Annotated in this window: 27 protein-coding genes; 19 read left to right on the plus strand and 8 right to left on the minus strand. The window is 59.2% G+C overall.

Annotated features, from left to right (window positions below; translation table 11 throughout):
• Positions 1 to 149 precede the first annotated feature (149 nt).
• Both PspS49_RS05435 and PspS49_RS05440 read right to left on the minus strand, forming a co-directional pair.
• Entirely contained in the window at positions 150 to 665 is a 516-nt protein-coding gene (locus PspS49_RS05435) for a L,D-transpeptidase family protein (RefSeq protein WP_127925947.1), read from the minus strand.
• Between the two features lie 87 nt (positions 666 to 752).
• Entirely contained in the window at positions 753 to 1,304 is a 552-nt protein-coding gene (locus tag PspS49_RS05440; RefSeq protein WP_127925948.1) for an NUDIX hydrolase, read from the minus strand.
• Between the two features lie 147 nt (positions 1,305 to 1,451).
• On the opposite strand from PspS49_RS05440, the gene PspS49_RS05445 reads away from it, so the two are divergent.
• The 5 genes from PspS49_RS05445 (at position 1,452) to purT (ending at position 4,920) form a co-directional block, all read left to right on the plus strand.
• Entirely contained in the window at positions 1,452 to 2,051 is a 600-nt protein-coding gene (locus PspS49_RS05445) for a CoA pyrophosphatase (RefSeq protein ID WP_034154815.1), read from the plus strand.
• 47 nt (positions 2,052 to 2,098) lie between these two features.
• Entirely contained in the window at positions 2,099 to 2,623 is a 525-nt protein-coding gene (locus PspS49_RS05450; protein WP_007954617.1) for a gamma carbonic anhydrase family protein, read from the plus strand.
• Positions 2,620 to 2,832 carry a DUF1289 domain-containing protein gene (locus tag PspS49_RS05455; protein WP_160038432.1) on the plus strand — a complete coding sequence of 71 codons (213 nt, stop codon included), beginning with the start codon at positions 2,620 to 2,622 and terminating at the stop codon, positions 2,830 to 2,832. Before PspS49_RS05450 ends, PspS49_RS05455 begins: the two co-directional genes overlap by 4 nt.
• A gap of 338 nt (positions 2,833 to 3,170) precedes the next feature.
• A complete protein-coding gene (locus tag PspS49_RS05460; RefSeq protein WP_016986366.1) occupies positions 3,171 to 3,638 on the plus strand; it encodes a VUT family protein in 468 nt (155 codons plus the stop codon).
• Positions 3,639 to 3,738: 100 nt separating this feature from the next.
• A complete protein-coding gene (gene purT / locus PspS49_RS05465) occupies positions 3,739 to 4,920 on the plus strand; it encodes a formate-dependent phosphoribosylglycinamide formyltransferase (protein ID WP_016986367.1) in 1,182 nt (393 codons plus the stop codon).
• A 120-nt stretch (positions 4,921 to 5,040) separates the two neighbouring features.
• On the opposite strand, the gene PspS49_RS05470 is transcribed toward purT, so the two are convergent.
• The 3 genes from PspS49_RS05470 to ccsA form a co-directional block, all read right to left on the minus strand.
• On the minus strand, positions 5,041 to 6,357 hold the full coding sequence (locus PspS49_RS05470) for an MFS transporter (RefSeq protein ID WP_160038434.1): 1,317 nt from the start codon (positions 6,355 to 6,357) through the stop codon (positions 5,041 to 5,043).
• A 303-nt stretch (positions 6,358 to 6,660) separates the two neighbouring features.
• Positions 6,661 to 7,902: a transporter associated domain-containing protein gene (locus tag PspS49_RS05475; protein WP_160038445.1), complete on the minus strand. Its 1,242-nt coding sequence runs from the start codon at positions 7,900 to 7,902 to the stop codon at positions 6,661 to 6,663.
• A 12-nt stretch (positions 7,903 to 7,914) separates the two neighbouring features.
• Positions 7,915 to 8,727: a cytochrome c biogenesis protein CcsA gene (ccsA, locus tag PspS49_RS05480; RefSeq protein ID WP_150749483.1), complete on the minus strand. Its 813-nt coding sequence runs from the start codon at positions 8,725 to 8,727 to the stop codon at positions 7,915 to 7,917.
• Positions 8,728 to 8,937: 210 nt separating this feature from the next.
• On the opposite strand from ccsA, the gene ffh reads away from it, so the two are divergent.
• The 6 genes from ffh (at position 8,938) to PspS49_RS05510 (ending at position 13,015) form a co-directional block, all read left to right on the plus strand.
• Complete coding sequence (ffh, locus tag PspS49_RS05485; RefSeq protein ID WP_008081630.1) at positions 8,938 to 10,314, plus strand: signal recognition particle protein; 1,377 nt, start codon at positions 8,938 to 8,940, stop codon at positions 10,312 to 10,314.
• A gap of 251 nt (positions 10,315 to 10,565) precedes the next feature.
• Positions 10,566 to 10,817: a 30S ribosomal protein S16 gene (gene rpsP / locus PspS49_RS05490; RefSeq protein WP_003198088.1), complete on the plus strand. Its 252-nt coding sequence runs from the start codon at positions 10,566 to 10,568 to the stop codon at positions 10,815 to 10,817.
• A 5-nt stretch (positions 10,818 to 10,822) separates the two neighbouring features.
• A complete protein-coding gene (gene rimM, locus PspS49_RS05495) occupies positions 10,823 to 11,359 on the plus strand; it encodes a ribosome maturation factor RimM (RefSeq protein ID WP_064393256.1) in 537 nt (178 codons plus the stop codon).
• Between the two features lie 2 nt (positions 11,360 to 11,361).
• The gene (gene trmD, locus PspS49_RS05500; RefSeq protein WP_008081628.1) at positions 11,362 to 12,114 is read left to right on the plus strand and encodes a tRNA (guanosine(37)-N1)-methyltransferase TrmD; all 753 of its coding nucleotides are present in this window, start codon (positions 11,362 to 11,364) and stop codon (positions 12,112 to 12,114) included.
• Positions 12,115 to 12,159: 45 nt separating this feature from the next.
• On the plus strand, positions 12,160 to 12,510 hold the full coding sequence (gene rplS / locus PspS49_RS05505) for a 50S ribosomal protein L19 (RefSeq protein WP_003175895.1): 351 nt from the start codon (positions 12,160 to 12,162) through the stop codon (positions 12,508 to 12,510).
• A 91-nt stretch (positions 12,511 to 12,601) separates the two neighbouring features.
• Entirely contained in the window at positions 12,602 to 13,015 is a 414-nt protein-coding gene (locus PspS49_RS05510; RefSeq protein WP_127925953.1) for an acyl-CoA thioesterase, read from the plus strand.
• 118 nt (positions 13,016 to 13,133) lie between these two features.
• Here the strand turns inward: PspS49_RS05510 and PspS49_RS05515 are convergent, their stop codons facing one another.
• Positions 13,134 to 14,942 (minus strand): sodium:proton antiporter, encoded by a 1,809-nt coding sequence (locus PspS49_RS05515; protein ID WP_160038447.1) that lies wholly within the window; start codon positions 14,940 to 14,942, stop codon positions 13,134 to 13,136.
• Between the two features lie 108 nt (positions 14,943 to 15,050).
• Here PspS49_RS05515 and xerD point away from each other — a divergent pair, with 108 nt between their 5' ends.
• From xerD to PspS49_RS05550, 7 genes are all read left to right on the plus strand, one after another.
• Positions 15,051 to 15,947, plus strand: coding sequence for a site-specific tyrosine recombinase XerD (gene xerD / locus PspS49_RS05520; protein ID WP_038357750.1), 897 nt, complete (start codon positions 15,051 to 15,053; stop codon positions 15,945 to 15,947).
• Between the two features lie 255 nt (positions 15,948 to 16,202).
• Positions 16,203 to 16,934 (plus strand): bifunctional protein-disulfide isomerase/oxidoreductase DsbC, encoded by a 732-nt coding sequence (dsbC, locus tag PspS49_RS05525; RefSeq protein ID WP_007908974.1) that lies wholly within the window; start codon positions 16,203 to 16,205, stop codon positions 16,932 to 16,934.
• 131 nt (positions 16,935 to 17,065) lie between these two features.
• Entirely contained in the window at positions 17,066 to 18,370 is a 1,305-nt protein-coding gene (locus tag PspS49_RS05530; RefSeq protein WP_007908972.1) for a homoserine dehydrogenase, read from the plus strand.
• A gap of 109 nt (positions 18,371 to 18,479) precedes the next feature.
• A complete protein-coding gene (gene thrC / locus PspS49_RS05535) occupies positions 18,480 to 19,889 on the plus strand; it encodes a threonine synthase (RefSeq protein WP_038357752.1) in 1,410 nt (469 codons plus the stop codon).
• Positions 19,890 to 20,009: 120 nt separating this feature from the next.
• Positions 20,010 to 21,383 (plus strand): transporter substrate-binding domain-containing protein, encoded by a 1,374-nt coding sequence (locus PspS49_RS05540; protein ID WP_150749481.1) that lies wholly within the window; start codon positions 20,010 to 20,012, stop codon positions 21,381 to 21,383.
• A gap of 116 nt (positions 21,384 to 21,499) precedes the next feature.
• Positions 21,500 to 21,907 carry a response regulator gene (locus PspS49_RS05545; protein WP_127925956.1) on the plus strand — a complete coding sequence of 136 codons (408 nt, stop codon included), beginning with the start codon at positions 21,500 to 21,502 and terminating at the stop codon, positions 21,905 to 21,907.
• A 166-nt stretch (positions 21,908 to 22,073) separates the two neighbouring features.
• The gene (locus PspS49_RS05550; RefSeq protein WP_127925957.1) at positions 22,074 to 22,355 is read left to right on the plus strand and encodes a DUF3509 domain-containing protein; all 282 of its coding nucleotides are present in this window, start codon (positions 22,074 to 22,076) and stop codon (positions 22,353 to 22,355) included.
• A 176-nt stretch (positions 22,356 to 22,531) separates the two neighbouring features.
• Here the strand turns inward: PspS49_RS05550 and PspS49_RS05555 are convergent, their stop codons facing one another.
• Both PspS49_RS05555 and PspS49_RS05560 read right to left on the minus strand, forming a co-directional pair.
• Positions 22,532 to 23,512, minus strand: a complete 981-nt coding sequence (locus PspS49_RS05555; RefSeq protein WP_174245044.1) for a TIGR02285 family protein — start codon at positions 23,510 to 23,512, stop codon at positions 22,532 to 22,534.
• Positions 23,439 to 24,638 carry a CaiB/BaiF CoA-transferase family protein gene (locus tag PspS49_RS05560; RefSeq protein WP_150749480.1) on the minus strand — a complete coding sequence of 400 codons (1,200 nt, stop codon included), beginning with the start codon at positions 24,636 to 24,638 and terminating at the stop codon, positions 23,439 to 23,441. Before PspS49_RS05560 ends, PspS49_RS05555 begins: the two co-directional genes overlap by 74 nt.
• Positions 24,639 to 24,784: 146 nt before the next feature.
• Between PspS49_RS05560 and PspS49_RS05565 the strand changes: the two genes are divergently transcribed.
• A complete protein-coding gene (locus tag PspS49_RS05565; RefSeq protein WP_007908961.1) occupies positions 24,785 to 25,327 on the plus strand; it encodes a YaeQ family protein in 543 nt (180 codons plus the stop codon).
• Positions 25,328 to 25,335 lie beyond the last annotated feature (8 nt).

Below are 25,335 nucleotides of genomic sequence, written 5' to 3' on the forward strand. Positions count from 1 at the left end.
TTTCAAGTGGTATTAGTGTCGGCCTATAAAAAGCAAAAGATCGCAGCCTGCGGCAGCTCCTACAGTTGAGAGTGGTATCACCTCTGTAGGCGCTGCCGCAGGCTGCGATCTTTTGATTTATTTTTTTGCGGGTGACCAGCGGTCGCTGGTTAAGGGCGGATTTCGACCATCGTGCCGTCCGGCACCAGATTCCACACTTCACGCATATCAACGTTGCGCATGGCGACGCAGCCGTCAGTCCAGTCCAGGGTGTGGAACAGGTCTTCCGGGGTTTCTTCCGAATCTGGCGTGCCGTGGATCATGATCATCCCGCCGGGCTCGACACCTTCACGCCGGGCGCGGGCCGAGTCGCTGATGTTCGGGTAGGAAATGTGCATCGACAGATTGAATTTGTCGCTGGTCTTGCGCCAGTCGATCCAATAGAAACCTTCCGGCGTGCGTTTGTCGCCTTCGATCAGTTTCGGGCCCTTTTTCGCGCCCTTGCCCAAGGAAATGCGATAGGTCTTCAGCGGCTTGCCATCGGCGATCAGTTGCAGTTGATGCGCTGACTTGAGCACCAGGACTTTTTCGATGAGCGGGGTATTCGCAGGCGCCACGGTGGTCACGAATGACGCTTGGGAGACGGTAACGAACGACAGGCAGAACAGGGCAAGCAACCAGCGCATTGAAACGATTCCCCAGGAATGACGCAGATACATGATTTATAGGTGTTGTGCAGACGTGCTCGGGTTATCGGCTGGCCGGCGACGAAATCAAGTAATGGCAGGTTGAGCAAGCGGCGGAATCGATTCCGAACGCACTGGATACGTCTCGACGCGCCGATCAGCGAAGAAGCATTCTAAGGTACGCCCCACTGTGCGGAAAGCCAGCTCGTCCCAGGGAATGTCGGCTTCGTCGAATAGTTGCACTTCGAGGCTCTCGGGGCCGGCGGCAAAGTCCAGATCCACCAGTTCGGCGCGGAAGAACACATGCACCTGACTGATGTGCGGCACGTCGATCAGCGTATAGATGCTCAGGTTACGCACCCGGGCGCAGGCTTCTTCGGCAGTTTCGCGCACGGCGGCCTGTTCGATGGTCTCGCCGTTCTCCATGAATCCGGCGGGCAACGTCCAGTAACCGAGACGCGGCTCGATGGCACGACGGCAGAGCAACACTTTCGTGCCCCAGGTCGGCACGCAGCCGGCGACAATATTGGGGTTTTGATAGTGAATGGTCTGACAGCTGTCACAGACAAATCGCAGCCGCGAATCGCCTTCGGGAATGCGCTGGGTGACCGGGTTACCGCAGTGGCTGCAAAATTTCATGCTGGGCTTCCTGAATGCTGCGCCTATCTTGGCGTGCAGCGGTGCCGGTCGGCAAGTTGTCGTTTCGCGACATGGCGAGATTCGGGGGCTTGGGCGGCTGCATTGATTGGTGCATGATGCAGGGTAAGGCACAGATCGAGAACACTCATGCTGGACGAGCTACTGCATAGGGTAAGCAACCACACACCGCGCACGCTGGAGACCGACACACGTTTCCCCGAGGCTGCCGTTCTGGTGCCGATCACCCGCAGTGATGAGCCGGAACTGGTGCTGACCCTGCGCGCCAGCGGGCTCTCGACCCACGGCGGCGAAGTGGCTTTTCCTGGTGGTCGCCGCGATCCGGAAGACCCGGATCTGATCTTCACGGCGCTGCGCGAAGCCGAAGAAGAAATCGGTTTGCCACCCGGACTGGTCGAAGTCATCGGTCCGCTCAGCCCACTGATTTCCCTGCACGGCATCAAGGTCACGCCTTATGTCGGCGTCATCCCCGATTTTGTCGAATACCGCGCCAACGATGCCGAAATCGCAGCCGTCTTCAGCGTTCCGCTGGAATTCTTCCGCAAGGACCCTCGCGAGCATACCCATCGCATCGACTATCAGGGGCGCAGTTGGTACGTGCCGAGTTATCGATTTGGTGAGTACAAGATCTGGGGCCTCACGGCGATCATGATTGTCGAGTTGATCAACCTGCTCTATGACGCGAAAATCAGTCTGCATGAGCCGCCGAAAAGCTTTATCAACACCTGAAGCCGTCGTTCGAGCGGCCATTCACCGTGAGCCCTGAGGAAAACAAGATGAAATACCGCTTGGGCGACGCCCGTGTCGAGACCCATCCACAGAGCTGGGTCGCCCCCAATGCCGTGCTGGTGGGCAAGGTCAAACTGGAAGAGGGCGCCAACGTCTGGTTCAACGCCGTGCTGCGTGGCGATAACGAACTGATCCTGATCGGCAAGAACAGCAACGTCCAGGACGGCACCGTGATGCACACCGACATGGGCTATCCGCTGACCATCGGCACCGGCGTGACCATTGGCCATAACGCCATGCTGCATGGCTGCACGGTCGGCGATTACAGCCTGATCGGCATCAACGCGGTGATTCTCAACGGCGCGAAGATCGGCAAGAACTGCATCATCGGCGCCAATTCGCTGATCGGCGAGGGCAAGGAAATTCCCGATGGTTCGCTGGTGATGGGCTCGCCGGGCAAGGTTGTGCGCGAGCTGACCGAGCCGCAGAAGAAGATGCTTGAAGCCAGCGCCGCCCACTATGTGCATAACTCGCAGCGTTATGCGCGCGATCTGGTTGAGCAGGAAGAATGACTACGCTCGAAAGACCGGTCGCCTCGCCGTGCGTGAATATTTGTGCGCTGGATGAGGCTGACATCTGCACGGGCTGCCAGCGTACGGTCGAGGAGATCACCCGCTGGGGCCGGATGACCAATGACGAGCGTCGGGTAGTGTTGGGGTTGTGTCATGAGCGGGCTAAGGCGAGTGGGTTGGTTTGGATGATGCCGTCGTCGAAGACGTGATCGGCTTGGGACGGCCCTCACCCTAACCCTCTCCCGGAGGGAGAGGGGACTGACCGAGTTGATGGTTCGAGTTACATCGACCTGAGCTACCGAGTCGAACTCAGGTTTTGAAAAGCCTCCGATCGGCTCGCTTTCCCTTCGTTTGAAGGGGGAGGGAGCGACCGGGTTGATTGTTCGGGTCGCACCGACCTGGGTTATCGAGTCGAACTCGGGAGTCGATTCAACGAAGATCTGCTCCCTTTCCCCCTCGCCCCCCTTGGGGGATAGGGCTGGGGTGAGGGGGTGGCTCTTGATCTGCGGGTCCAGTAATCTGTGCGCCAATCTGCCAGGTCGCCTCCATGATTTTCCTCATCGCCTACATCAGCAGCGTCGTGCTGATCAACTTCGCCTTCTCCACCGCGCCGCATCTGGACATCATCTGGTCGGCCTGGGGTGGTCTGGTGTTCGTGCTGCGCGACATGGTGCAAACCCGCTTTGGTCACGGCGCGATCGTCGCGATGCTGGCGGCGCTGGTGCTGTCTTACGTCACCTCCGATCCTTCCATTGCACTGGCCAGCGCTACGGCGTTCGCGGTCTCCGAGTGCATTGACTGGCTGGTGTTCAGCATCACCAAGCGCCCGTTGCGCGACCGCTTGTGGATCAGTTCGGCGCTGAGCATTCCTCTCGATACCTTCATCTTCTTCGGCATGATCGACTTGCTGACGCCGCCGGTGATCATCACCGCGCTGGCCTCGAAATTTGCCGGCGTCACTGCCGTCTGGCTGATCATGGCCTGGCGTGAGCGCAAACAGGCCGTCGCCGGCTGAAGCCAAAGCCTCAGGTTCATGTAAAATGCCGCGCTTTCTCCCCATGGAAAGCGCGTCAGGCGCTGCTTTCCTCGATGATCCGCTTCTTTGAGGACCTGAGATGACCCGTATCGGAACTCCATTGTCGCCAACCGCGACCCGCGTATTGCTGTGTGGCTGTGGTGAGTTGGGCAAGGAAGTGGTGATCGAGCTGCAACGCCTGGGCGTTGAAGTGATTGCCGTCGACCGTTACGCCAACGCGCCGGCCATGCAAGTCGCCCATCGCAGCCACGTGATCAACATGCTCGACGGCGCCGCCCTGCGTGCGGTGATCGAAGCTGAAAAGCCGCACTTCATCGTGCCGGAAATCGAAGCGATCGCCACTGCTACCCTGGTCGAACTGGAAGCCGAAGGCTTCACCGTGATCCCGACCGCACGCGCAGCGCAACTGACCATGAACCGTGAAGGCATCCGTCGTCTGGCCGCTGAAGAGCTGGACCTGCCGACCTCGCCGTACCACTTCGCCGACACCTTCGAGGACTACAGCAAAGCCGTTGAGGACCTGGGTTTCCCCTGCGTCGTCAAACCGGTCATGAGCTCGTCGGGCAAAGGCCAGAGCCTGCTGCGCAGCGTCGATGACGTGCAAAAAGCCTGGGATTACGCGCAAGAGGGCGGTCGCGCTGGCAAAGGTCGGGTGATCATCGAAGGTTTCATCGATTTCGACTACGAAATCACTCTGCTGACTGTGCGTCACATCGGTGGCACCACGTTCTGCGCGCCGGTCGGTCACCGTCAGGAGAAGGGCGACTACCAGGAGTCGTGGCAGCCACAAGCCATGAGCCCGATTGCTTTGGCTGAATCCGAGCGCGTTGCCAAAGCGGTGACTGAAGCGTTGGGTGGTCGCGGTCTGTTCGGCGTTGAGCTGTTCATCAAGGGTGATCAGGTGTGGTTCAGCGAAGTTTCGCCGCGCCCGCATGACACCGGTCTGGTAACGCTGATTTCGCAGGATCTGTCGCAGTTCGCCCTGCACGCTCGCGCAATTCTGGGCCTGCCGGTACCGCTGATCCGTCAGTTCGGGCCATCGGCTTCGGCGGTGATTCTGGTGGAAGGGCAGTCGACTCAGACCGCTTTCGCCAACCTCGGCGCGGCGTTGAGCGAGCCGGACACGGCGTTGCGTCTGTTTGGTAAGCCAGAGGTGAATGGTCAGCGCCGCATGGGCGTGGCGCTGGCGCGGGATGAATCGATCGAGGCCGCACGCGCCAAGGCGACCCGCGCTGCTCAAGCTGTTGTCGTAGAGCTCTAAATCGAGTTGCGACATTCGCGAGCAGGCTCGCTCCCACATGGCATTGGGTGAACACAGAATCTGTGACCAACCCCAAAACCCTGTGGGAGCGAGCCTGCTCGCGAAGCTTTTGATCTTCTGTCAGGCAACCTGATTCAGATCGTTATTCTTCGTTTCCTTCAGGCACAGCACTGCAATCAAACTCAGCACCGCCGCCGCCGACACATACCCGCCGACGTAACTCAACCCCCCCATCGCCACCAGTTTTTGCGCAAAGAACGGCGCCGCCGAGGCCCCGACAATGCCGCCCAGGTTATACGCCGCCGAAGCACCGGTATAACGCACGTGGGTCGGAAACAGCTCAGGCAACAATGCGCCCATCGGTGCAAACGTCACGCCCATCAAAAACAGCTCGATGCACAGAAACAGCGCCACACCCCAGGTCGAGCCCTGAGTCAGCAACGGCTCCATCAGAAAACCGGAAAGAACCGCCAGCACACCACCGATGATCAGCACCGGTTTGCGCCCGTAACGGTCGCTGGCCCAAGCGGACAACGGTGTAGCGGCCGCCATGAACAGCACTGCAAAACACAGCAGCCCGAGGAACGTTTCGCGGCTATAGCCGAGCGTGGAAACCCCGTAGCTCAGGGAGAATACTGTCGAGATATAGAACAGTGCATAGCACACCACCATCGCTGCCGCGCCCAGCAACGTCGGTGCCCAGTACTGGCTGAACAGCTCGACCAGCGGTACTTTTACGCGCTCCTGACGAGCGATGGCGTTGGCGAACACCGGGGTTTCATGCAGTTTCAACCGTACATACAGGCCGACCATCACCAGAGCCGCGCTGAGCAGAAACGGAATCCGCCAGCCCCAGCTGCGGAACTGCTCGTCATTGAGGGTCATGGCCAGTGTCAGGAACAAGCCGTTGGCCGCGAGAAAACCAATCGAAGGCCCAAGCTGCGGGAACATGCCGAACCACGCACGTTTGCCTTTCGGCGCGTTTTCCGTGGCGAGCAGGGCGGCACCGCCCCATTCACCACCCAATCCCAAACCTTGGCCGAAACGCAGCACACACAGCAGAATCGGTGCCCAGGCGCCAATGCTGTCATAACCCGGCAGCACGCCAATCAGTGTCGTGCACACGCCCATCAAGAGTAAGGAGGCGACCAGCGTCGATTTGCGCCCGATGCGGTCACCAAAGTGGCCGAACAACGCCGAGCCCAGTGGCCTCGCCAGAAATGCGATACCAAAGGTAAGGAACGCCGAAAGCATCTGCGCGGTGCCGGAGGTCTGTGGAAAGAACACTGGCCCGATCACCAGCGCAGCCGCGGTGGCGTAAACATAGAAGTCATAGAACTCGATCGCGGTGCCGATAAAACTCGCCGTCGCCACGCGGGTGGCGGAATTGGTCGGTTGGGCAGGCGCGGTGTCGCTGATAGCGGTACTGGTTGTCATGCGGTGATCCCTGACAGTCATGAGCTCCGTTGGAGCGAATTATTATGGTCGAACACCCAGGGATGTGGGATGAGGCGCGGTCGCTGCTTCAGGTAGGAACAGTCGCCGGAGTACAGCGCAAATGGCCGAAACCTGGTGTGTGCGGGGTAAGCACAAGGTTCGGCGGGGCTTGGGTAAGCGTTCCGATTATAGGAAGGGGGCTAACAATCAAACAAGAGCAAAAAATCGCAGCCTTCGGCAGGTCCTGCATTTGGAATGCGTTGCCCTGTAGGAGCTGCCGAAGGCTGCGATCTTTTGATCTTTCTATCGGGCAGGCACCAAAGCAGGCACAGAAGAGGTATGCCAAATCAGCACTTTGCTAACCCGGTTCTCTTCAGTCTCGAGAATCTCCAGACGATAACGCCCGATCTTCAAGCAAACCGCACTTTCCGGAATAGTCTCCAACGCCTCAGTCACCAGACCATTCAGCGTTTTCGGACCATCGCTCGGCAAATGCCAGCCCAGGCACTTGTTCAATTCGCGGATCGACGCGGCACCGTCAATGACCATGCGGCCATCGTCCTGCGGATGAATATGCGGATTATCCAGGCTGTGCTCGCTTTCAAACTCGCCGACAATTTCTTCGAGAATGTCTTCCAGCGTGACGATGCCGAGTACTTCACCGTACTCGTCGACCACCATGCCCAGTCGGCGCTGCTGCTTGTGAAAATTCAGCAACTGCAGTTGCAGCGGTGTGCTTTCTGGCACGAAGTAAGGCTCGTAACTCGCCGCCAGCAGCGCCTCGCGGGTCAAATCACCATTGTTCAGCAAATGTCGGATCTGCCGGGTGTTGAGCACTGCTTCAACCTGATTGATGTCGCTGTGGAACACCGGCAGGCGCGTGCGCTTGTTGTGGCGTAGCTGTTCGATGATCTCGTCGATCGAATCGTCGAGGTTGATGCCGTCGACGTCACTGCGCGGCACCAGAATGTCATTGACCGTAATGTTGTCCAGCGCATGAATACCTGAGACCGGGTGCGCGCGCACTGGATGCTCTGGGTCGTCGTAGCGATCGGCGGGCGAGTCATCTTCGCTTTGCTGCACGACCTGAACTTTGCGAGCAAACGGACTCATCAGCAAGCCGCTGATACGGCTGAACAGCCAGGCAAGCGGATAAACAATCTTCAGCGGCACGGCCAGCAATGTATTGCCGAACGCCAGCACCGCATCGGGGGAACGCTGGGCGACGGTACGTGGAAAATAATCGGCAAACACCAGCAGGATTGCGCCAGCACCGAGGCATGCCGCCCACGGGCCGTTTTCTTCGCAGAGAAAAATCGCCAGCAGCGTCGCAATCACCACGGCGAGCGCACGACACAAGGTGTTGCAGAGGATCAGGCTATCGAGCGGAAAGCTCAGCTTCGCCAGCGGTTTGTCGCTGGCGCGCGAGGCGGTGCGCTGCGCAAGCAGGTGCTGCTGCGCGATTTCGACGGCGGTAAACAGCCCTGACCACAAAATCAGCAGGACAAACACCGCGAGCATCGGCCCTAAGGGCAAACCGTCCATTTATGCCGCCCGTCAGATGTGCAGGATGTATTCACGAACCAGTTTGCTGCCGAAATACGCCAACATCAGCAGGCAGAAACCGGCGAGGGTCCAGCGAATCGCCTTGTGACCGCGCCAGCCGAGACGGTTGCGGCCCCACAGCAGCACGCTGAACACGATCCACGCCAGGCAGGCCAGCAGGGTCTTGTGTACCAGATGCTGGGCGAACAGGTTCTCGACGAACAGCCAGCCGGAAATCAGCGACAGCGACAGCAGCGTCCAGCCAGCCCAAAGGAAGCCGAACAGTAGGCTTTCCATGGTTTGCAGCGGCGGGAAATTCTTGATCAGCCCGGACGGATGCTTGTGCTTGAGCTGGTGGTCTTGCACCAAAAGCAGCAAAGCCTGGAACACCGCGATGGTGAACATGCCGTAGGCGAGGATCGACAACAGAATGTGCGCAAGGATGCCTGGCTCTTCATCGATGATCTGCACCGTGCCGGTCGGCGCGAACTGCGCAAGCAGCACAGTGACCGCACCGAGCGGGAACAGCAGCACCAGCAGGTTTTCCACCGGAATGCGCGAGCAGGCGATCAGCGTCAGGGCGATCACCGCCGCCGCGATCAGGCTGGAGGCGCTGAAGAAGTCCAGGCCCAGACCGATGGGTGTCAGCAAGTGGGTGAGCAGGCTGGCGGCGTGGGCTACCACGGCGAGAGCGCCGAGGCTAACCAGCAGGCGCTTGTTCGCCTTGGCGCCGGAGGCCAAGCGGGTGCTCTGATAAAGGGTCGCAGCGGCATATAGAAGGGCGGCGGCGAGGGTGGTCAGCAAACTCGGTGACAAGGGGAGCATAAATCCTGTTAGGCAAGCCCGAAAGGGGCTGAGTTTGGCATAGAACCGCCATGGCACGAAAGACTCAGGAAGCTGACAGCGAGGTGTCCGCCAGCCGCAGTCTTCGCTATAATCCGCGACCTGCCCACGCCGCAGGCTCGCCGAGCACATGTTGATTCCGGTCTGGGCCGCCATTATCCCGGTCTACACAGGGCCTGAAAGGATCGCGCAATGTTTGAAAACTTAACCGACCGTCTCTCGCAGACGCTGCGCCATGTCACCGGCAAGGCGAAGCTGACCGAGGACAACATCAAAGACACCCTGCGTGAAGTGCGCATGGCGTTGCTCGAAGCCGACGTCGCCCTGCCGGTGGTCAAGGACTTCGTCAATTCGGTCAAGGAGCGCGCTGTCGGCACCGAGGTGTCGCGCAGCCTGACGCCGGGCCAGGCGTTCGTGAAGATCGTCCAGGCTGAACTCGAAAGCCTGATGGGCGCGGCCAACGAAGATTTGAATCTGAGCGCGGTACCGCCAGCCGTGATTCTGATGGCCGGTCTGCAGGGCGCCGGTAAAACCACTACCGCTGGCAAACTTGCGCGCTTCCTTAAAGAGCGCAAGAAAAAGTCGGTCATGGTTGTGTCGGCGGACGTTTATCGCCCGGCTGCTATTAAACAGCTGGAAACCCTGGCCAACGACATCGGCGTGACGTTCTTCCCGTCCGACCTGAGCCAGAAGCCGGTCGACATCGCCACCGCAGCTATTAAAGAAGCAAAACTGAAGTTCATCGACGTGGTCATCGTCGACACCGCCGGTCGTCTGCACATCGACGAAGAGATGATGGGCGAGATCAAGGCGCTGCACGCCGCGATCAACCCGGTCGAAACCCTGTTCGTGGTCGACGCCATGACCGGCCAGGACGCCGCCAACACGGCCAAGGCCTTCGGTGATGCGCTGCCGCTGACCGGTGTGATCCTGACCAAGGTCGACGGCGATGCCCGTGGCGGTGCCGCGCTGTCGGTGCGCGCCATCACCGGCAAGCCGATCAAGTTCATCGGTATGGGCGAGAAGAGCGAAGCGCTCGATCCGTTCCACCCTGAGCGTATCGCCTCGCGCATTCTCGGCATGGGCGACGTGCTTAGCCTGATCGAGCAGGCTGAAGCGACCCTCGACAAGGACAAGGCCGACAAACTGGCCAAGAAGCTGAAGAAGGGCAAGGGCTTCGACCTCGAAGACTTCCGCGATCAGCTGCAACAGATGAAGAACATGGGCGGCCTCGGCGGGCTCATGGACAAACTGCCGAGCATCGGCGGCGTCAACCTGTCGCAAATGGGCAACGCCCAGAACGCCGCAGAGAAACAATTCAAACAGATGGAAGCCATCATCAATTCCATGACCCCGGCCGAGCGCCGCGACCCTGAGCTGATCAGCGGTTCGCGCAAACGTCGTATCGCCATGGGTTCCGGCACTCAGGTGCAGGACATCGGCCGCTTGATCAAGCAGCACAAGCAGATGCAGAAGATGATGAAGAAATTCACCGCCAAGGGCGGAATGGCGAAAATGATGCGCGGCATGGGCGGAATGTTGCCCGGCGGCGGCATGCCAAAGATGTAAAGAATCCGCGCCGGTCGTCGCACCGGCGCAGACCCTGCAAGGACGCAGGATCAACAGCAAACCCGCACTCGGCGGGAGCTGACTGGCCGTTTTCATCGACGGCTCTATATGCAGATCTGCACGGCATGCCATAGGCGCCGGAAAAAGTCATTTGCAAAAGTCCGGATATTCCTTAGAATATGCGGCCTTTCGGGCACCCATGCCCGCTGTGCATTTAGATTTGCAGCACCGACTACAGGAACGATGTTCACATGCTAACAATCCGTCTTGCCCTTGGCGGCTCCAAAAAGCGCCCGTTTTACCACCTGACCGTAACCGACTCGCGTAACCCGCGTGACGGCTCCCACAAAGAACAGGTTGGTTTCTTCAACCCTGTTGCCCGTGGTCAGGAAGTTCGTCTGTCCGTGAACCAAGAGCGCGTAGCCTACTGGCTGAGCGTTGGTGCACAGCCTTCTGAGCGTGTTGCTCAGTTGCTGAAGGAATCTGCAAAGGCTGCGGCCTGAGCAATATGAACGCGACGCCTGCTGTTGCCGATGATTTGATCGTTATTGGCAAAATTTATTCTGTTCATGGCGTTCGCGGCGAAGTGAAGGTTTATTCCTTTACTGATCCGACTGAAAACCTGTTGCAGTACAAAACCTGGACGCTCAAGCGCGAAGGCAATGTCAAACAGGTCGAGCTGGTCAGTGGACGCGGGAGCGACAAGTTCCTGGTCGCAAAGCTCAAGGGTCTTGATGATCGTGAAGAAGCTCGTCTTCTGGCCGGTTACGAGATCTGCGTGCCGCGCAATCTGTTCGCTGAATTGACCGACGGTGAGTACTACTGGTACCAGCTGGAAGGTCTGAAGGTCATCGACACGCTCGGGCAACTGCTCGGGAAAATCGATCATCTTCTGGAAACCGGCGCCAATGATGTAATGGTCGTCAAGCCTTGCGCTGGCAGCCTGGATGATCGCGAACGTCTGTTGCCCTATACGGAGCAATGCGTGTTGGCCATCGACCTGGCAGCGGGCGAGATGAAGGTGGATTGGGACGCGGACTTCTAAACGTGGCTAATTTGCGCGTAGAAGTGATCAGTTTGTTTCCCGAAATGTTTTCCGCCATCGGCGACTACGGCATCACCAGTCGTGCGGTCAAACAGGGGCTCTTGCAGCTGACCTGTTGGAATCCGCGAGATTACACGACGGATCGGCATCACACTGTGGACGATCGCCCGTTTGGCGGTGGTCCGGGCATGGTGATGAAGATCAAGCCCCTGGAAGATGCTCTGGTTCAGGCCAAGGCAGCAGCCGGGGAGGCGGCGAAGGTGATTTACCTGTCCCCCCAAGGCCGTCAACTGACTCAGTCGGCGGTACGCGAGCTGGCACAATCGGATGCATTGATCCTGATTGCCGGCCGCTATGAAGGCATTGACGAGCGCTTTATTGAGGCTCATGTCGATGAAGAGTGGTCGATTGGTGACTATGTACTGTCTGGCGGCGAGCTGCCGGCGATGGTCCTGATCGATGCGGTTACACGACTGCTGCCTGGAGCTTTAGGGCATGCGGATTCCGCTGAGGAAGATTCCTTTACGGATGGTCTGCTGGATTGCCCGCACTACACCCGACCTGAGGTGTATGCGGATCAGCGTGTTCCCGACGTGTTGCTGAGTGGCAATCACGCGCATATCCGGCGTTGGCGTTTACAGCAGTCCCTTGGTAGGACCTTTGAACGACGCGCCGATCTTCTGGAAAGCCGCTCGCTTTCTGGAGAAGAGAAGAAGCTGCTCGAGGAATACATCCGCGAGCGGGACGATAGTTAACAACGTATCGATGGTAGATCGAACGATTTACCTTAGGAGCACAGCATGACCAACAAAATCATCCTTGCACTCGAAGCAGAGCAGATGACCAAAGAAATCCCTACCTTCGCCCCAGGCGACACTATTGTCGTTCAGGTGAAAGTGAAGGAAGGCGATCGTTCCCGTCTGCAAGCGTTCGAAGGCGTTGTAATCGCCAAGCGTAACCGCGGCGTGAACAGTGCGTTCACCGTTCGTAAAATCTCCAACGGTGTTGGCGTAGAACGTACTTTCCAGACCTACTCCCCGCAGATCGACAGCATGGCTGTTAAACGTCGCGGTGACGTACGTAAAGCCAAGCTGTACTACCTGCGCGACCTGTCGGGTAAAGCAGCTCGCATCAAGGAAAAACTGGCTTAAGTCCAGCTTCCGATGCAGAAAAAAGCAGCCTACGGGCTGCTTTTTTGTTGCCTGCAATTTATTCACCGTACTTTCGTTTCAGGCCAGAACCATGACCACCCGCGACCAGGAAATCCAGCGCCGCACCGAACTCTCGGTGACTCGCGTAACCAAAGCCGTCTTCCCGCCGACCACCAACCACCACAACACCCTGTTCGGCGGCACCGCGCTGGCATGGATGGACGAAGTGTCGTTCATCACCGCCACGCGCTTCTGCCGGTTGCCGCTGGTGACCGTGTCCACCGACCGCATCGACTTCAATCATGCGATCCCGGCCGGCTCCATCGTCGAGTTGGTCGGGAAGGTGATCAAGGTCGGCAATACCAGCCTCAAGGTCGAAGTGGAAGTGTTTGTCGAAAGCATGAGCAGTGATGGTCGCGAGAAGGCGATTCATGGGCAGTTCAGCTTTGTTGCCATTGATGATGACAAGCGGCCGGTGCCGGTGCTGCCGGGTTTTGCGGCCTGATCAAAAACCGCGTCGCGCCCTTCGCGAGCAGGCTCGCTCCCACAGTGATCGGGGTGAACACAAAATTTGTGTCCGGCATAGAACCTGTGGGAGCGAGCCTGCTCGCGAAGGCGTCAGCTCAGGCGCTGGAAGTCTCCGGCTGAATCAACGCCAGAAGCGTCCACCCCGCCCCAGGCTTCAACGCCGTCTCCGGCGTCACCACATGCACCCAGCCACTGTCATCGCGCATGAACAACAATGTGGCGCGATTGCCATGCAGCGCCCGGTAATCCTCCCAGCCAAATCCATCCGTCAGCGTCGTGCTGTACAACTCTGCACCCTGGCCCATCTGGCTGGCCAGCTTCGCGTAAGTGAATGCCTCGCTACCCAACTGATTGCCGCGATGCTCAAGGCTGGCGCGGTGTTTGTCGCTGCGCCGGCTCTCATGACCGCTGGCCAGACCAAACAAGCGTTGATGGCCGAAATCATGCCGAAAGCGCATCGCCGCCAGAGTATTGAGTTCGCCCGACGGCGACAGCGCCAGCAAATGCCCCAGCCCGACCAGATCCAGATGCGCATCGGCATGTTGCGAGGCCGGGTTGCCGAAATATGTCGGCAAGCCTTCCATCCGCGCCGCGCGAATATTTTCCCAACTCGAATCGGTCAACAGCACGCGGCTGCCCAGTTGCTGCAGCGATTTGCCCAGCTCCCGCGCGGGGCCGTTGGCGCCGACGATCAGGAATCCACTCGGCGCTGGCTCCGCGACCTTGAGCAGTCGTGCAAGTGGTCGCGCAGTCGCACTCTGCAGCACAACAGTGCCGATGATCACCGCAAACGTCAGCGGCACCAGCAGCAATGCACCTTCATGCCCGGCTTCATGCAGGCGAATCGCGAAAATCGCCGACACCGCCGCCGCGACGATCCCGCGTGGCGCGATCCAGCACAGCAATGCACGCTCACGCCAGCTCAGGCTGGAACCAGCTGTGCTGAGCAACACGTTCAGCGGCCGGGCAATCAACTGGATTACCAGCAGCAGAATCAGCACCAGCGGCCCCAGTCCGATCAGCGCGTACAAATCCAGGCGCGCCGCCAACAAGATGAACAGTCCGGAAATCAGCAGCACGCTGAGGTTTTCCTTGAAGTGCAGGATGTGCCGCACATCCACGCCCTTCATGTTCGCCAGCCACATGCCCATCAGCGTTACCGCCAGCAGACCGGACTCGTGCATCACTGCGTTGGAGGTAATGAAAATCCCCAGCACCGCCGCGAGCGAGGCGAGGTTATGCAGATACTCCGGCAGCCATTGCCGGCGGATCACCGTGCCGAGCAGCCAGCCACCGAGAATGCCGAACGCAGCGCCGCAGAGAATCACGCCGCCAAAGGTGAACAGGCTTTGCTTGAGACCATGGCCTTCGGCGCTGGCAATGATGAAGCTGTAAACCACCACGGCGAGGAGGGCGCCGATCGGGTCGATGACGATGCCTTCCCAGCGCAGAATGTTGGCGATCGAGGCTTTCGGTCGCACCACACGCAGCATCGGCACGATCACCGTCGGGCCGGTCACCAGCGTCAGGCTGCCGAACAGAATGGCCAGCATCCAGTCGAAGCCGAGCAGGAAATGCGTGGCGACCGCGATGACGACCCAGGTCGAGATCGCACCGATGGTTACCAGGCGATGGACGACGCTGCCGATCTCCTTCCACTCCGAGAGGTGCAGCGTCAGGCTGCCTTCGAACAGAATCAGCGCCACCGCCAGTGACACCAGCGGCATCAGCAGTGGGCCAAACATTTCCTGCGGATCAAGCCAGCCCAGCACCGGGCCGACCAGAATGCCGGTCAGCAACAGAAACAGGATCGCTGGCAACTTCAGGCGCCAGGCCAGCCATTGGCAACCCAGTGCCGCCGCGCCAATCCCGCCAAACGCCAAGAGAATTTGCTGCTCGTTCATTGAAGCTCCCTGTTCCTTGAAATAGCGGGCTATGAAAGACTAGCGCCCATTCCTACAGTTCACTCTACATTTGCGCACAGTCTTTGAGGCTGTGTGACTTGAGCGCCCATGCCTGCCATCGACCATCCGCTGATTGATCAATTCCTCGACGCTTTATGGCTGGAGAAAGGCCTGTCCGATAATACCCGTGGCGCTTATCGCAGTGATCTGGCGCTGTTCAATGGCTGGTTGCAGGAGAAGAACCTGGAACTGATCAATGCCGGACGCGAGTTGATCCTTGATCACTTGGCCTGGCGGCTGGAGCAGAACTACAAACCGCGTTCGACTGCGAGATTTCTCTCCGGTGTGCGTGGCTTTTATCGCTATCTGTTGCGGGAAAAGCTGATCAGCGTTGACCCGACATTGCGCGTCGACATGCCGCAACTCGGTAGGCCATTGCCCAAATCCCTGTCGGAAGCCGATGTCGAGGCGCTGCTCAAAGCACCGGATCTGAGCGAAGCGATCGGCCAGCGTGACCGCGCCATGCTGGAAGTGTTGTACGCCTGTGGTTTGCGCGTGACCGAGTTGGTGAGCCTGACGCTGGAACAGGTCAACCTGCGTCAAGGTGTGTTGCGGGTGATGGGCAAGGGCAGCAAGGAGCGGTTGGTGCCGATGGGCGAGGAGGCAATTGTCTGGGTCGAGCGCTATATGCGTGACGGTCGCGGCGAACTGCTCGGTGGCCGGCCCAGTGATGTGCTGTTCCCCAGTCAGCGCGGCGAGCAGATGACCCGCCAGACCTTCTGGCACCGGATCAAGCATCAGGCCAAGGTTGCCGGGATCGGCAAATCGCTGTCGCCGCACACCTTGCGTCACGCGTTTGCCACGCACCTGCTCAACCACGGCGCGGATTTGCGTGTGGTGCAGATGCTGCTCGGCCACAGTGACCTCTCTACTACGCAGATCTACACCCACGTCGCCCGCGCTCGATTGCAGGACCTGCACGCCAAACACCACCCGCGCGGCTGAAAAAAGTCCCTGTAGGAGTGAGCCTGCTCGCGATAGCGGTATTCCTCACAACACAGTGCTGAATGAAGGACCGCTATCGCGAGCAGGCTCACTCCTACGGGTTCTTCAGTGCTCTCAAAATCTATGGCGACAGGCGCATTCGGCCACCGTGGCCTTATGTGTTAGGCTTTGCCGGTTTGCACGATGGACGGTTATGACCCGGTGTTCCGGCACGGGCGTTCTGATCGTTCCATTTGTCCGCCTTCAGGAGTTCTCATGCGTCTGACCCAGATTTTCGCCGCCGCAGCCATTGCGTTGGTCAGCACCTTTGCCGTCGCCGATGACGCGGCCGACAAAGCCATTCGTCAAAGCCTGGAAAAACTCGAACTCGAGGTTCCGGTAGAAAGTATCAGTGCCAGCCCGTTGCCAGGCATGTACGAAGTCAAGCTCAAGGGCAGCCGCGTGCTCTACGCCAGTGCCGATGGCCAGTACATCGTGCAGGGCTACCTGTTTCAGCTCAAGGACGGCAAACCGGTCAACCTGACCGAGAAGACCGAACGCCTGGGCATCTCCAAGCTGATCAATGCCATTCCGGTTGCCGAAACCGTGGTCTACCCGGCCGTGGGCGAAACCAAATCGCACATCACCGTGTTCACCGACACCACCTGCCCGTACTGCCACAAGCTGCACGCCGAAGTGCCTGAGCTGAACAAGCGCGGCATCGAAGTGCGCTATGTCGCCTTCCCGCGCCAGGGTTTGAACTCGCCGGGTGACGAGCAACTGCAAGCCGTGTGGTGCTCGAAAGACAAGAAAGCCGCCATGGACAAAATGGTCGATGGCAAGGAAATCAAGGCCGCCAAATGCGATAACCCGGTTTCCAAGCAGTTCGCCCTCGGTCAGTCGATCGGCGTGAACGGCACACCGGCCATCGTTTTGGCCGACGGACAAGTGATTCCGGGCTACCAGCCTGCGCCACAAGTCGCCAAACTGGCGCTGGGCGCGAAGTAAATTCGCATCGTCACGGTCAGCCGTGACGATCATGGTCAGGCAGCGACATCGCCGGGCCATTAATAGAGAGCCGCGAGCACGCGGTTGTTTTCCGGCCGACCCCGCGTCGGCCGTTTTATGGGGAGTTCACAGTGAATCCGGTCAAAGTAGGCATCTGTGGGTTAGGGACCGTCGGTGGCGGTACCTTCAACGTACTTCAGCGCAACGCCGAGGAAATTGCTCGTCGTGCCGGGCGTGGAATCGAAGTGGCACAAATTGCCATGCGCACGCCAAAGCCTCAGTTCCAGACGACCGGTATTGCGATTACCAACGATGTCTTCGAAGTGGCCACGAACCCTGAGATCGACATCGTCATAGAGCTGATGGGCGGCTATACCGTTGCCCGCGAGCTGGTACTCAAGGCCATCGAGAATGGCAAGCATGTGGTCACCGCGAACAAGGCTCTGATTGCCGTTCACGGTAATGAAATTTTCGCCAAGGCTCGCGAGAAAGGCGTGATCGTGGCGTTCGAAGCGGCCGTGGCCGGTGGCATTCCGGTGATCAAGGCGATCCGTGAAGGCCTGTCCGCCAACCGCATCAACTGGGTCGCCGGGATCATCAACGGCACCGGTAACTTTATCCTCACCGAAATGCGCGAGAAAGGCCGTACCTTCGAAGACGTGCTGGCCGAAGCGCAGGCACTGGGTTACGCCGAAGCCGATCCGACCTTCGACGTTGAAGGCATCGACGCCGCGCACAAGCTGACAATTCTGGCCTCCATCGCGTTCGGCATTCCGCTGCAATTCGACAAGGCTTACACCGAAGGCATCACCAAACTGACCACCGCTGACGTCAACTACGCCGAAGCGCTGGGCTACCGCATCAAGCACCTCGGCGTGGCGCGCAGCACTGCCGCCGGTATCGAGTTGCGCGTACACCCGACACTGATCCCGGCCGATCGTCTGATCGCCAACGTCAACGGCGTGATGAACGCAGTGATGGTCAACGGTGACGCCGCCGGTTCGACGCTGTTCTACGGCGCTGGCGCCGGCATGGAGCCAACCGCTTCGTCGGTGATCGCCGATCTGGTCGACGTGGTTCGCGCGATGACTTCCGATCCGGAAAACCGCGTGCCGCATCTGGCCTTCCAGCCGGATTCGCTGTCGGCCCATCCGATCCTGCCGATCGAAGCCTGCGAAAGCGCGTACTACCTGCGCATTCAGGCCAAGGACCATCCGGGTGTGTTGGCTCAGGTGGCGAGCATCCTCTCGGAGCGCGGCATCAACATCGAGTCGATCATGCAGAAGGAAGTCGAGGAACACGACGGTCTGGTACCGATGATCCTGCTGACCCACCGCGTGGTCGAGCAGCGCATCAACGATGCCATCGCCGCCCTCGAAGCGCTGGCCGGCGTCAATGGTCCGGTTGTACGGATCCGCGTCGAGCACCTGAACTAAACAGAAGCAGCTGCAAGCTTCGAGCTGCAAGCGGCAAGAGAAAAGCGGTCTGGCTTTTACTTGCAGCTTGTAGCTCGTAGCTTGAAGCTCAAACCGAAGGTTTGAAATCATGCGTTATATCAGTACCCGCGGCCAGGCACCGGCCCTGAATTTCGAAGACGTCCTGCTGGCTGGTCTGGCGACCGACGGCGGTCTGTACGTTCCAGAAAACCTGCCACGTTTCACCCAGGAAGAAATCGCTTCCTGGGCCGGCCTGCCGTATCACGAACTGGCTTTCCGCGTCATGCGCCCGTTCGTCACCGGCAGCATCCCGGATGCGGATTTCAAAAAGATTCTCGAAGAAACCTACGGTGTGTTCGCCCACAGCGCCGTGGCGCCGCTGCGTCAGCTGAACGGCAACGAATGGGTGCTGGAGCTGTTCCACGGCCCGACCCTGGCGTTCAAGGACTTCGCCCTGCAACTGCTCGGTCGTCTGCTCGACTACGTGCTGGAAAAACGCGGTGAGCGCGTAGTGATCGTCGGCGCCACCTCCGGTGACACCGGTTCGGCCGCCATCGAAGGCTGCAAGCACTGCGAAAACGTCGACATCTTCATCCTGCACCCGCACAACCGTGTGTCTGAAGTGCAGCGTCGCCAGATGACCACGATTTTCGGCGAGAACATCCACAACATCGCCATCGAAGGCAACTTCGATGACTGCCAGGAAATGGTCAAGAACAGCTTCGCCGACCAGAGCTTCCTCAAAGGCACGCGTCTGGTCGCGGTGAACTCGATCAACTGGGCGCGGATCATGGCCCAGATCGTTTACTACTTCCACGCAGCCCTGCAGTTGGGCGGCCCAGCGCGTTCGGTGTCGTTCTCGGTGCCGACCGGCAACTTCGGCGATATCTTCGCCGGTTACCTGGCGCGCAACATGGGCCTGCCGATCAACCAGTTGATCGTCGCCACCAACCGCAACGACATCCTGCACCGCTTCATGAGCGGCAATCAGTACGTCAAGGAAACCCTGCACGCCACGCTGTCGCCGTCGATGGACATCATGGTCTCGTCGAACTTCGAACGCCTGCTGTTCGACCTGCACGGTCGCAACGGTGCAGCGATTGCCGGCCTGATGGACTCGTTCAAGCAGGGCGGCGGTTTCAGCGTCGAGCAAGAGCGCTGGACCGAAGCGCGCAAACTGTTCGACTCGCTGGCCGTGGATGACGCGCAGACCTGCGAAACCATCGCCGAAGTCTACGAACAGACCGGCGAAGTGCTGGATCCGCACACCGCCATTGGCGTCAAAGCTGCGCGCGAATGCCGACGCAGCCTGGACATCCCGATGGTCATCCTCGGCACCGCCCACCCGGTGAAATTCCCGGATGCAGTGGAGAAAGCCGGTGTAGGAAAAGCGCTCGAGCTACCTGCACATCTTTCTGATTTGTTTGAGCGAAACGAGCGCTGCACCGTTCTGCCAAACGAGCTGAAAGCCGTGCAAGCCTTTGTCAGCCAGCATGGCAACCGCGGCAAGCCGCTTTAAGCCCGTAAAAGCTGTCACATTTTGAAGCCCGTCTCCTGACGGGCTTTTTTGTTTCTGCTGCCACACTGCTCGGGTTTTCACCCACGAAGGACGGGTGAGTCGATCACGAAGGAAGTGGCAATGCTGTTTTATAGAGGTTTGAAACCGGCACTGAGTGGACTGTTCTTGTTCGGATTGCTGGCTTTGACGCGCAGCAGTGTGGCGGCGCAATTGGCGTTGCACGACGATGCCGTGGCGTTCAAGGTCCAGCCGATCGAGTTGGCCGCGCACGAGCGTCAATGGATTCGCGACAATCCCAAGGTGACGGTGACGTCGGTGCAGTACCCGTTGTATCTGTTTCAGGATGAGCATGGGCAGTGGAGCGGTTTGAACAACGATGTGCTCAAGCGTGTGACGGCAATGACCGGGCTGCAGTTCGTGCATCAGGAGTCGTTTTCCACCGATCACATGCTCGAACGCCTCGAGAGTGGGGCGGCGGATATCAGTACGACCCTGGCCATGAGCGAAGAGCGCAAGACGTTTCTGGATTACAGTCACGCATTCGGTGGCGCGGGCTGGGTGTTCGTCGGTCGTGCTGACGCGCCCCGGCTGGAATCGTTCGAGCAGTTGAGCAAACGAGTGCTGGTGTTGCCGGCCCGGCATGCGCTGGAAGACATGATCAGGCGTGACTTTCCCTCGATCGAGATCCGCTCGGTCAAGACTTATGCCGAGGCGCGGGCGCTGGTCGAAAGCGGTGAGGCCTACGCCACCATCGAAAACGAAATCGGTGCGCAGCTTTATCCCTTGGGCTTGCTCAAGGTAGGCGGGCTGGTCGAAGGCAAATGGGAGGCCGATAACCTCGCTGTACGCAAAGGCATGCCAGTGCTGCTGAGTATTCTCAACAAGGCCCTTGAGGCATTTCCTGCGGCGGAACTGCGGGCGATCCGCCTGAAGTGGCTGGAAGGTATTGCGCCGGCGCCGGTGCCGTCGTTCTGGCAGCAGCTGCTCGAATGGGGTTGCTGGGGCATGGGCGGACTTGGCGTGTTCGGTCTGCTGTCGCTGGTGTGGAATCGGCGACTGACAGCGGTGATCAAACTGCGGCGCGTGGCGGAAAAGGATCTGGGCGATCAACTCGCATTCCAGCATGCATTGATCGACTCCATGCCGGACCCAGTATTCGTCCGTGATCTGCAAGGGCGGCTGATCATGTGCAATCGCAGCTATGAGGAGGCGTTATCGGTGCGACTGGATCAGGTGCTGGGCCGATTGCTGATCGAAGTCGATGCGTTGCCCGAGGCGACGGCGCTGATGCTGCACGACGAGTTCATGGTGCAATTGCGCACGCGCAAATCACGTTTCAGCAAACGGCGATTGCAATTCAATAGCGGTCCCCGTGAGGTGTATCAGTGGACGGTGCCGTTCTACAGTGCCGACGGTCAACTGCGCGGGCTTTTGGGTGGCTGGACGGACATCACTCAGCGTCGCACAGAGAGCGGGTGTCGATGTCCGCATTGAAGATGGGAAATGTCCTATACGACGCGGCTACTTTTCCGATGGGAGGCTTAGGACGGCTGCCCTAGAGTGACAACCACTGCGGTGAGAGTCCGCGATTGTCGCTTCAGAGGTCGCTTATGCGCTCGCTTAAAGTCCTGATACTTGAACCCAATCCGTTCCAGCTGATGGCATTGCATCAAATGCTCAATGCCATTGGCATCTATGACGTACTGACGGCGCCGTCGCTGGCATCGGCCCTGTCTTCGCTGAGCCATCGTGGCGTGGTCGACATTGCGATTTGCGATCCGCAGCTCAAGGGTGGCGATGGTCTGGCGCTGATCCATCATCTGGCGGTTCAGCATGAGGCGCGTGCACTGATCCTGCTGGGAACGGTCGCGCCGAGCCTGCTGAACGATCTCGAACCCTTGCTGTGCGAGCACCACCTGCGGCTGCTGGGGCGTCTGCAAACCCCGGTGTCGGCGGTGCTCATGCGCGGTTTGCTCGACAGTTACCTGATCGCTGCTTCGCCACCGCTCGGGATTTGACGAGGGCCGTTATTTTACTGTCATCTTCGCCGTGCATGCTCTGACAGACCGGTGACACTCCAGGGTGGGGGCGATCGGTATGCAGAACTTTCTTCTCGGGCCGGTGGTCATTTATTGTGAACACGCCCCAGGCACACAGTTTTCGGACTATTGAGTGGAGATCGAGATGGAAAGTATCAGTCTATTGCTCGGTGAGGCTCTGAGCCCGTATCAGGTTTCGTTGTCTCCAAGCGGTTGCCATGGCGAATGCCTGTTGACCTTGAAGAACAGCAGCGGCGCCATTGTGGTGGAACGCGAATTCAATCACGCGCAACTCAACGACAAGCGGCAGCTGACCGACGTCGTCGACGGCTTGCACCGTGACGTGCTGATCGCTGAAGGACGGCTGGAGCCTTGTGTGATCGCGGCATTGCGCAACGCGGCACTGGATAAACGTGCGGCGCTGTAAAGATGAAATATTTTTTGTGGGAACCTTCCTGCATCCCTGTCAGTCAGACCCCGTAACAGCAGGATCAAGCATTGTGCTCCGGTGCTTGTCGCTTGCTGCTACTGGTCTTTATGTAGGCCACGTTTAACCCCGAGTCGTCTCCCCACTTCTCGGGGTTTCTTTTGTCTGCGATTTGCCTACTGCGCGGCCTGGCGTTCGAAGAACGCGCGGGCCTGTTCCAGATAATCCGCTTGTCGCTCGGGGTCCAGCCATGCGGCGTAGAGCTGATTGAGATGCTCGTGGGGCAGGGTGCGCAGCAGTTGGTTGATCTCGCTGATGGCCTGGCGTCCCTGGGTGGTGTCGGAACACGCCACGTAGCCTGAGAGATATTTTCCCGTGCCGCGAATCGGATAAAACTCCAGTTCATCCTCGGCGATCTGCGCCTGCCTGGCCTGATAGCGGATTTCCGGCCAGTAACCCAGCACCACCTGCAGCCGGCCCAGACGCTGCATCGACAGCAGATTGGTCAGTGCCTCGTTACCGTAATGGGGCGTCAGTGCGCCGCTGGGTGCCTGATGCAGAATGTTGTCGATAAATTCGCCATAACTGCGCTCAGCGACCACGCCGACTTTTCTGTCGGTGGCGGTCAGCAACGCCGACAGGTCGACTTCGCCGTCCACCAGATAAGGTTCAAGGACCGAGCGATCTTGCAGGCGCACCACCAGACCATTGCTCACGGCGCGGATCGCCGGAATCGAATACGCAACCCACTGCGCGCGCTCCTTGTTCCACAGCAGTGCGGGATCACAGGCAAACGGGTTTTCATGAAGCATCTGCAGACCACGGGCGCGATTGACCCGCATCAGCGTGTGTTCGTATTGCGGCATGCCGGCGATCAGCAACGGCATCAGTTGGTCAATCACCCCCTGACCCTTTTTCGGACCTTCGAAAATGGTCAGTGGAGGCAAGTCGCGCAGCAGCCATATGAGCGTCGGCTTCGCCTGCGCTCCCGTCGACAGGACGAGCAAAAACAACAGGCCGAACAGCCGCCACGTCCACCAATGATGGGCGCGGTTGGCGTGCGATGGCGGCCGACGTTTCAGCTTAAATGGCTCCGTCTTCGCGCAGCTTGGCGATCTGTTGCTCGTCGTAGCCAAGGTCGTGAAGTACCTGCGCATTGTGTTCACCCAATTGCGGCCCGACCCATTCTGAACTGCCCGGTGTCTCAGAGAGTTTCGGCACAATGCCCGGCATCTTGAAATCTTTGCCGTCGGGCAGTTTGGCCTGCAGGAACATCTCCCGGGCCAGGTACTGCGGATCGTTGAACATGTCCTCGGCGCTGAAGATCCGGCTGACCGGTACTTCGGCTTGATTGAGCAGGTCGAGCACGGTTTGCAATGGCAGCGAATTGACCCAGCGATCAATCACGCCATACAGCTCGTCGCGGCGATTATCGCGTCCGTCGTTGCTGGCCAGCGTCGGATCGTTGGCGAGATCGTCGCGGCCGATGATCAGCATGAAACGTTTGAATATCGCGTCACCGTTGGCGCCGATCTGCACATGTTTGCCGTCAGCGCTGGTATGAATCGAAGAGGGTGTAATGCCCGGCATGATGTTGCCGGTGCGTTCGCGGATAAAACCGAACACATCGAACTCCGGCACCATGCTTTCCATCATCGCGAAAATCGCTTCGTACAACGCCACGTCAACTACTTGGCCAAGGCCGCCGTTGACTTCGCGATGACGCAGCGCCATTAACGCGCCGATCACGCCCCACAGCGCGGCAATCGAATCGCCGATGGAAATGCCGGTGCGCACCGGCGGCCGGTCTTCGAAACCGGTGATGTAGCGCAGACCGCCCATGGACTCGCCAACCGCGCCGAAGCCTGGCTGATCTTTCATTGGTCCGGTCTGACCGAAACCGGACAGGCGCACCATCACCAGTTTCGGGTTCAGCGCGTGCAGGGTTTCCCAGCTCAGGCCAAGCTTTTCCAGCACGCCGGGGCGGAAGTTCTCGATGAGGATGTCAGCTTCGCTGAGAAGTTTTTTCAGGATCGCCAAGCCGTCAGGGTGTTTGAGGTTCAGCGTCAGCGACTTTTTATTGCGCGCCTGAACGAACCACCACAGCGACGTGCCTTCGTACAGTTTTCGCCATTTGCGCAAGGGATCACCGCCGTCTGGCGACTCGATTTTGATCACTTCAGCGCCGAACTCGCCGCAAATACGCGAGGCAAACGGCCCGGCAATCAATGTACCCAATTCAATGACTTTCACACCGCTGAGCGGTTTGTTGGCGAACGGCATACTGAATCCTGTAGGACAAGGCTAAGCAGATACAGCGTTTTAACATAGCCGGCTGTCAGACGCCGCAGGTTGATCGCCATCAATTCGATGATTGCCTACCGCATCGGTTAGACTTGCCGACTTTCCTCGTATCAAGAAGCCCGTTCATGGCCCAGCCGTCCACTACCTACAAGTTTGAACTGAACCTCACCGACCTCGACCGCAGTGTCTACGAGAGCGTCAAGCAGACCATCGCCCGTCACCCTTCGGAAACCGAAGAGCGCATGACCGTGCGCCTGCTGGCCTACGCCCTCTGGTACAACGAGCAGTTGTCGTTTGGTCGCGGTCTGTCAGACGTGGACGAACCCGCGCTGTGGGAAAAGAGCCTGGACGACCGTGTTCTGCACTGGATCGAAGTCGGCCAGCCAGACGCCGACCGTCTGACCTGGTGCTCGCGTCGCACCGAGCGCACCAGCCTGCTGGCCTATGGCAGCCTGCGCGTCTGGGAAACCAAAGTGATCCCGGCGATCAAGAACCTGAAGAACGTCAACATCGCCGCCGTCCCGCAGGAAGTGCTGGAGACGCTGGCCAAGGACATGCCCCGCGTCATCAAGTGGGACGTGATGATCAGCGAAGGGACGATCTTCGTCACCGACGACCGTGGTCAGCACGAAGTCCAGTTGCAATGGCTGCAAGGTGAGCGCGGCTGATCCTGCGC

The organism is Pseudomonas sp. S49, from assembly GCF_009866785.1.
In the GTDB taxonomy this organism is placed as follows: Bacteria; Pseudomonadota; Gammaproteobacteria; order Pseudomonadales; family Pseudomonadaceae; genus Aquipseudomonas.

What these genes read in the sequence shown, in the direction of transcription:
- PspS49_RS05550 (WP_127925957.1), top strand. Translation starts at nt 22,074, where the DNA reads ATGGAAAGTATCAGTCTATTGCTCGGTGAGGCTCTGAGCCCGTATCAG.
- PspS49_RS05450 (WP_007954617.1), top strand. Translation starts at nt 2,099, where the DNA reads ATGAAATACCGCTTGGGCGACGCCCGTGTCGAGACCCATCCACAGAGC.
- PspS49_RS05445 (WP_034154815.1), top strand. Translation starts at nt 1,452, where the DNA reads ATGCTGGACGAGCTACTGCATAGGGTAAGCAACCACACACCGCGCACG.
- PspS49_RS05440 (WP_127925948.1), bottom strand. Translation starts at nt 1,304, where the DNA reads ATGAAATTTTGCAGCCACTGCGGTAACCCGGTCACCCAGCGCATTCCC.
- PspS49_RS05545 (WP_127925956.1), top strand. Translation starts at nt 21,500, where the DNA reads ATGCGCTCGCTTAAAGTCCTGATACTTGAACCCAATCCGTTCCAGCTG.
- rpsP (WP_003198088.1), top strand. Translation starts at nt 10,566, where the DNA reads ATGCTAACAATCCGTCTTGCCCTTGGCGGCTCCAAAAAGCGCCCGTTT.
- PspS49_RS05470 (WP_160038434.1), bottom strand. Translation starts at nt 6,357, where the DNA reads ATGACAACCAGTACCGCTATCAGCGACACCGCGCCTGCCCAACCGACC.
- rplS (WP_003175895.1), top strand. Translation starts at nt 12,160, where the DNA reads ATGACCAACAAAATCATCCTTGCACTCGAAGCAGAGCAGATGACCAAA.
- xerD (WP_038357750.1), top strand. Translation starts at nt 15,051, where the DNA reads ATGCCTGCCATCGACCATCCGCTGATTGATCAATTCCTCGACGCTTTA.
- thrC (WP_038357752.1), top strand. Translation starts at nt 18,480, where the DNA reads ATGCGTTATATCAGTACCCGCGGCCAGGCACCGGCCCTGAATTTCGAA.
- PspS49_RS05435 (WP_127925947.1), bottom strand. Translation starts at nt 665, where the DNA reads ATGCGCTGGTTGCTTGCCCTGTTCTGCCTGTCGTTCGTTACCGTCTCC.
- PspS49_RS05460 (WP_016986366.1), top strand. Translation starts at nt 3,171, where the DNA reads ATGATTTTCCTCATCGCCTACATCAGCAGCGTCGTGCTGATCAACTTC.
- purT (WP_016986367.1), top strand. Translation starts at nt 3,739, where the DNA reads ATGACCCGTATCGGAACTCCATTGTCGCCAACCGCGACCCGCGTATTG.
- PspS49_RS05455 (WP_160038432.1), top strand. Translation starts at nt 2,620, where the DNA reads ATGACTACGCTCGAAAGACCGGTCGCCTCGCCGTGCGTGAATATTTGT.
- PspS49_RS05560 (WP_150749480.1), bottom strand. Translation starts at nt 24,638, where the DNA reads ATGCCGTTCGCCAACAAACCGCTCAGCGGTGTGAAAGTCATTGAATTG.
- PspS49_RS05510 (WP_127925953.1), top strand. Translation starts at nt 12,602, where the DNA reads ATGACCACCCGCGACCAGGAAATCCAGCGCCGCACCGAACTCTCGGTG.
- ffh (WP_008081630.1), top strand. Translation starts at nt 8,938, where the DNA reads ATGTTTGAAAACTTAACCGACCGTCTCTCGCAGACGCTGCGCCATGTC.
- ccsA (WP_150749483.1), bottom strand. Translation starts at nt 8,727, where the DNA reads ATGCTCCCCTTGTCACCGAGTTTGCTGACCACCCTCGCCGCCGCCCTT.
- PspS49_RS05555 (WP_174245044.1), bottom strand. Translation starts at nt 23,512, where the DNA reads ATGCGCAGGTACTTCACGACCTTGGCTACGACGAGCAACAGATCGCCA.
- PspS49_RS05540 (WP_150749481.1), top strand. Translation starts at nt 20,010, where the DNA reads ATGCTGTTTTATAGAGGTTTGAAACCGGCACTGAGTGGACTGTTCTTG.
- PspS49_RS05565 (WP_007908961.1), top strand. Translation starts at nt 24,785, where the DNA reads ATGGCCCAGCCGTCCACTACCTACAAGTTTGAACTGAACCTCACCGAC.
- rimM (WP_064393256.1), top strand. Translation starts at nt 10,823, where the DNA reads ATGAACGCGACGCCTGCTGTTGCCGATGATTTGATCGTTATTGGCAAA.
- PspS49_RS05475 (WP_160038445.1), bottom strand. Translation starts at nt 7,902, where the DNA reads ATGGACGGTTTGCCCTTAGGGCCGATGCTCGCGGTGTTTGTCCTGCTG.
- PspS49_RS05515 (WP_160038447.1), bottom strand. Translation starts at nt 14,942, where the DNA reads ATGAACGAGCAGCAAATTCTCTTGGCGTTTGGCGGGATTGGCGCGGCG.
- dsbC (WP_007908974.1), top strand. Translation starts at nt 16,203, where the DNA reads ATGCGTCTGACCCAGATTTTCGCCGCCGCAGCCATTGCGTTGGTCAGC.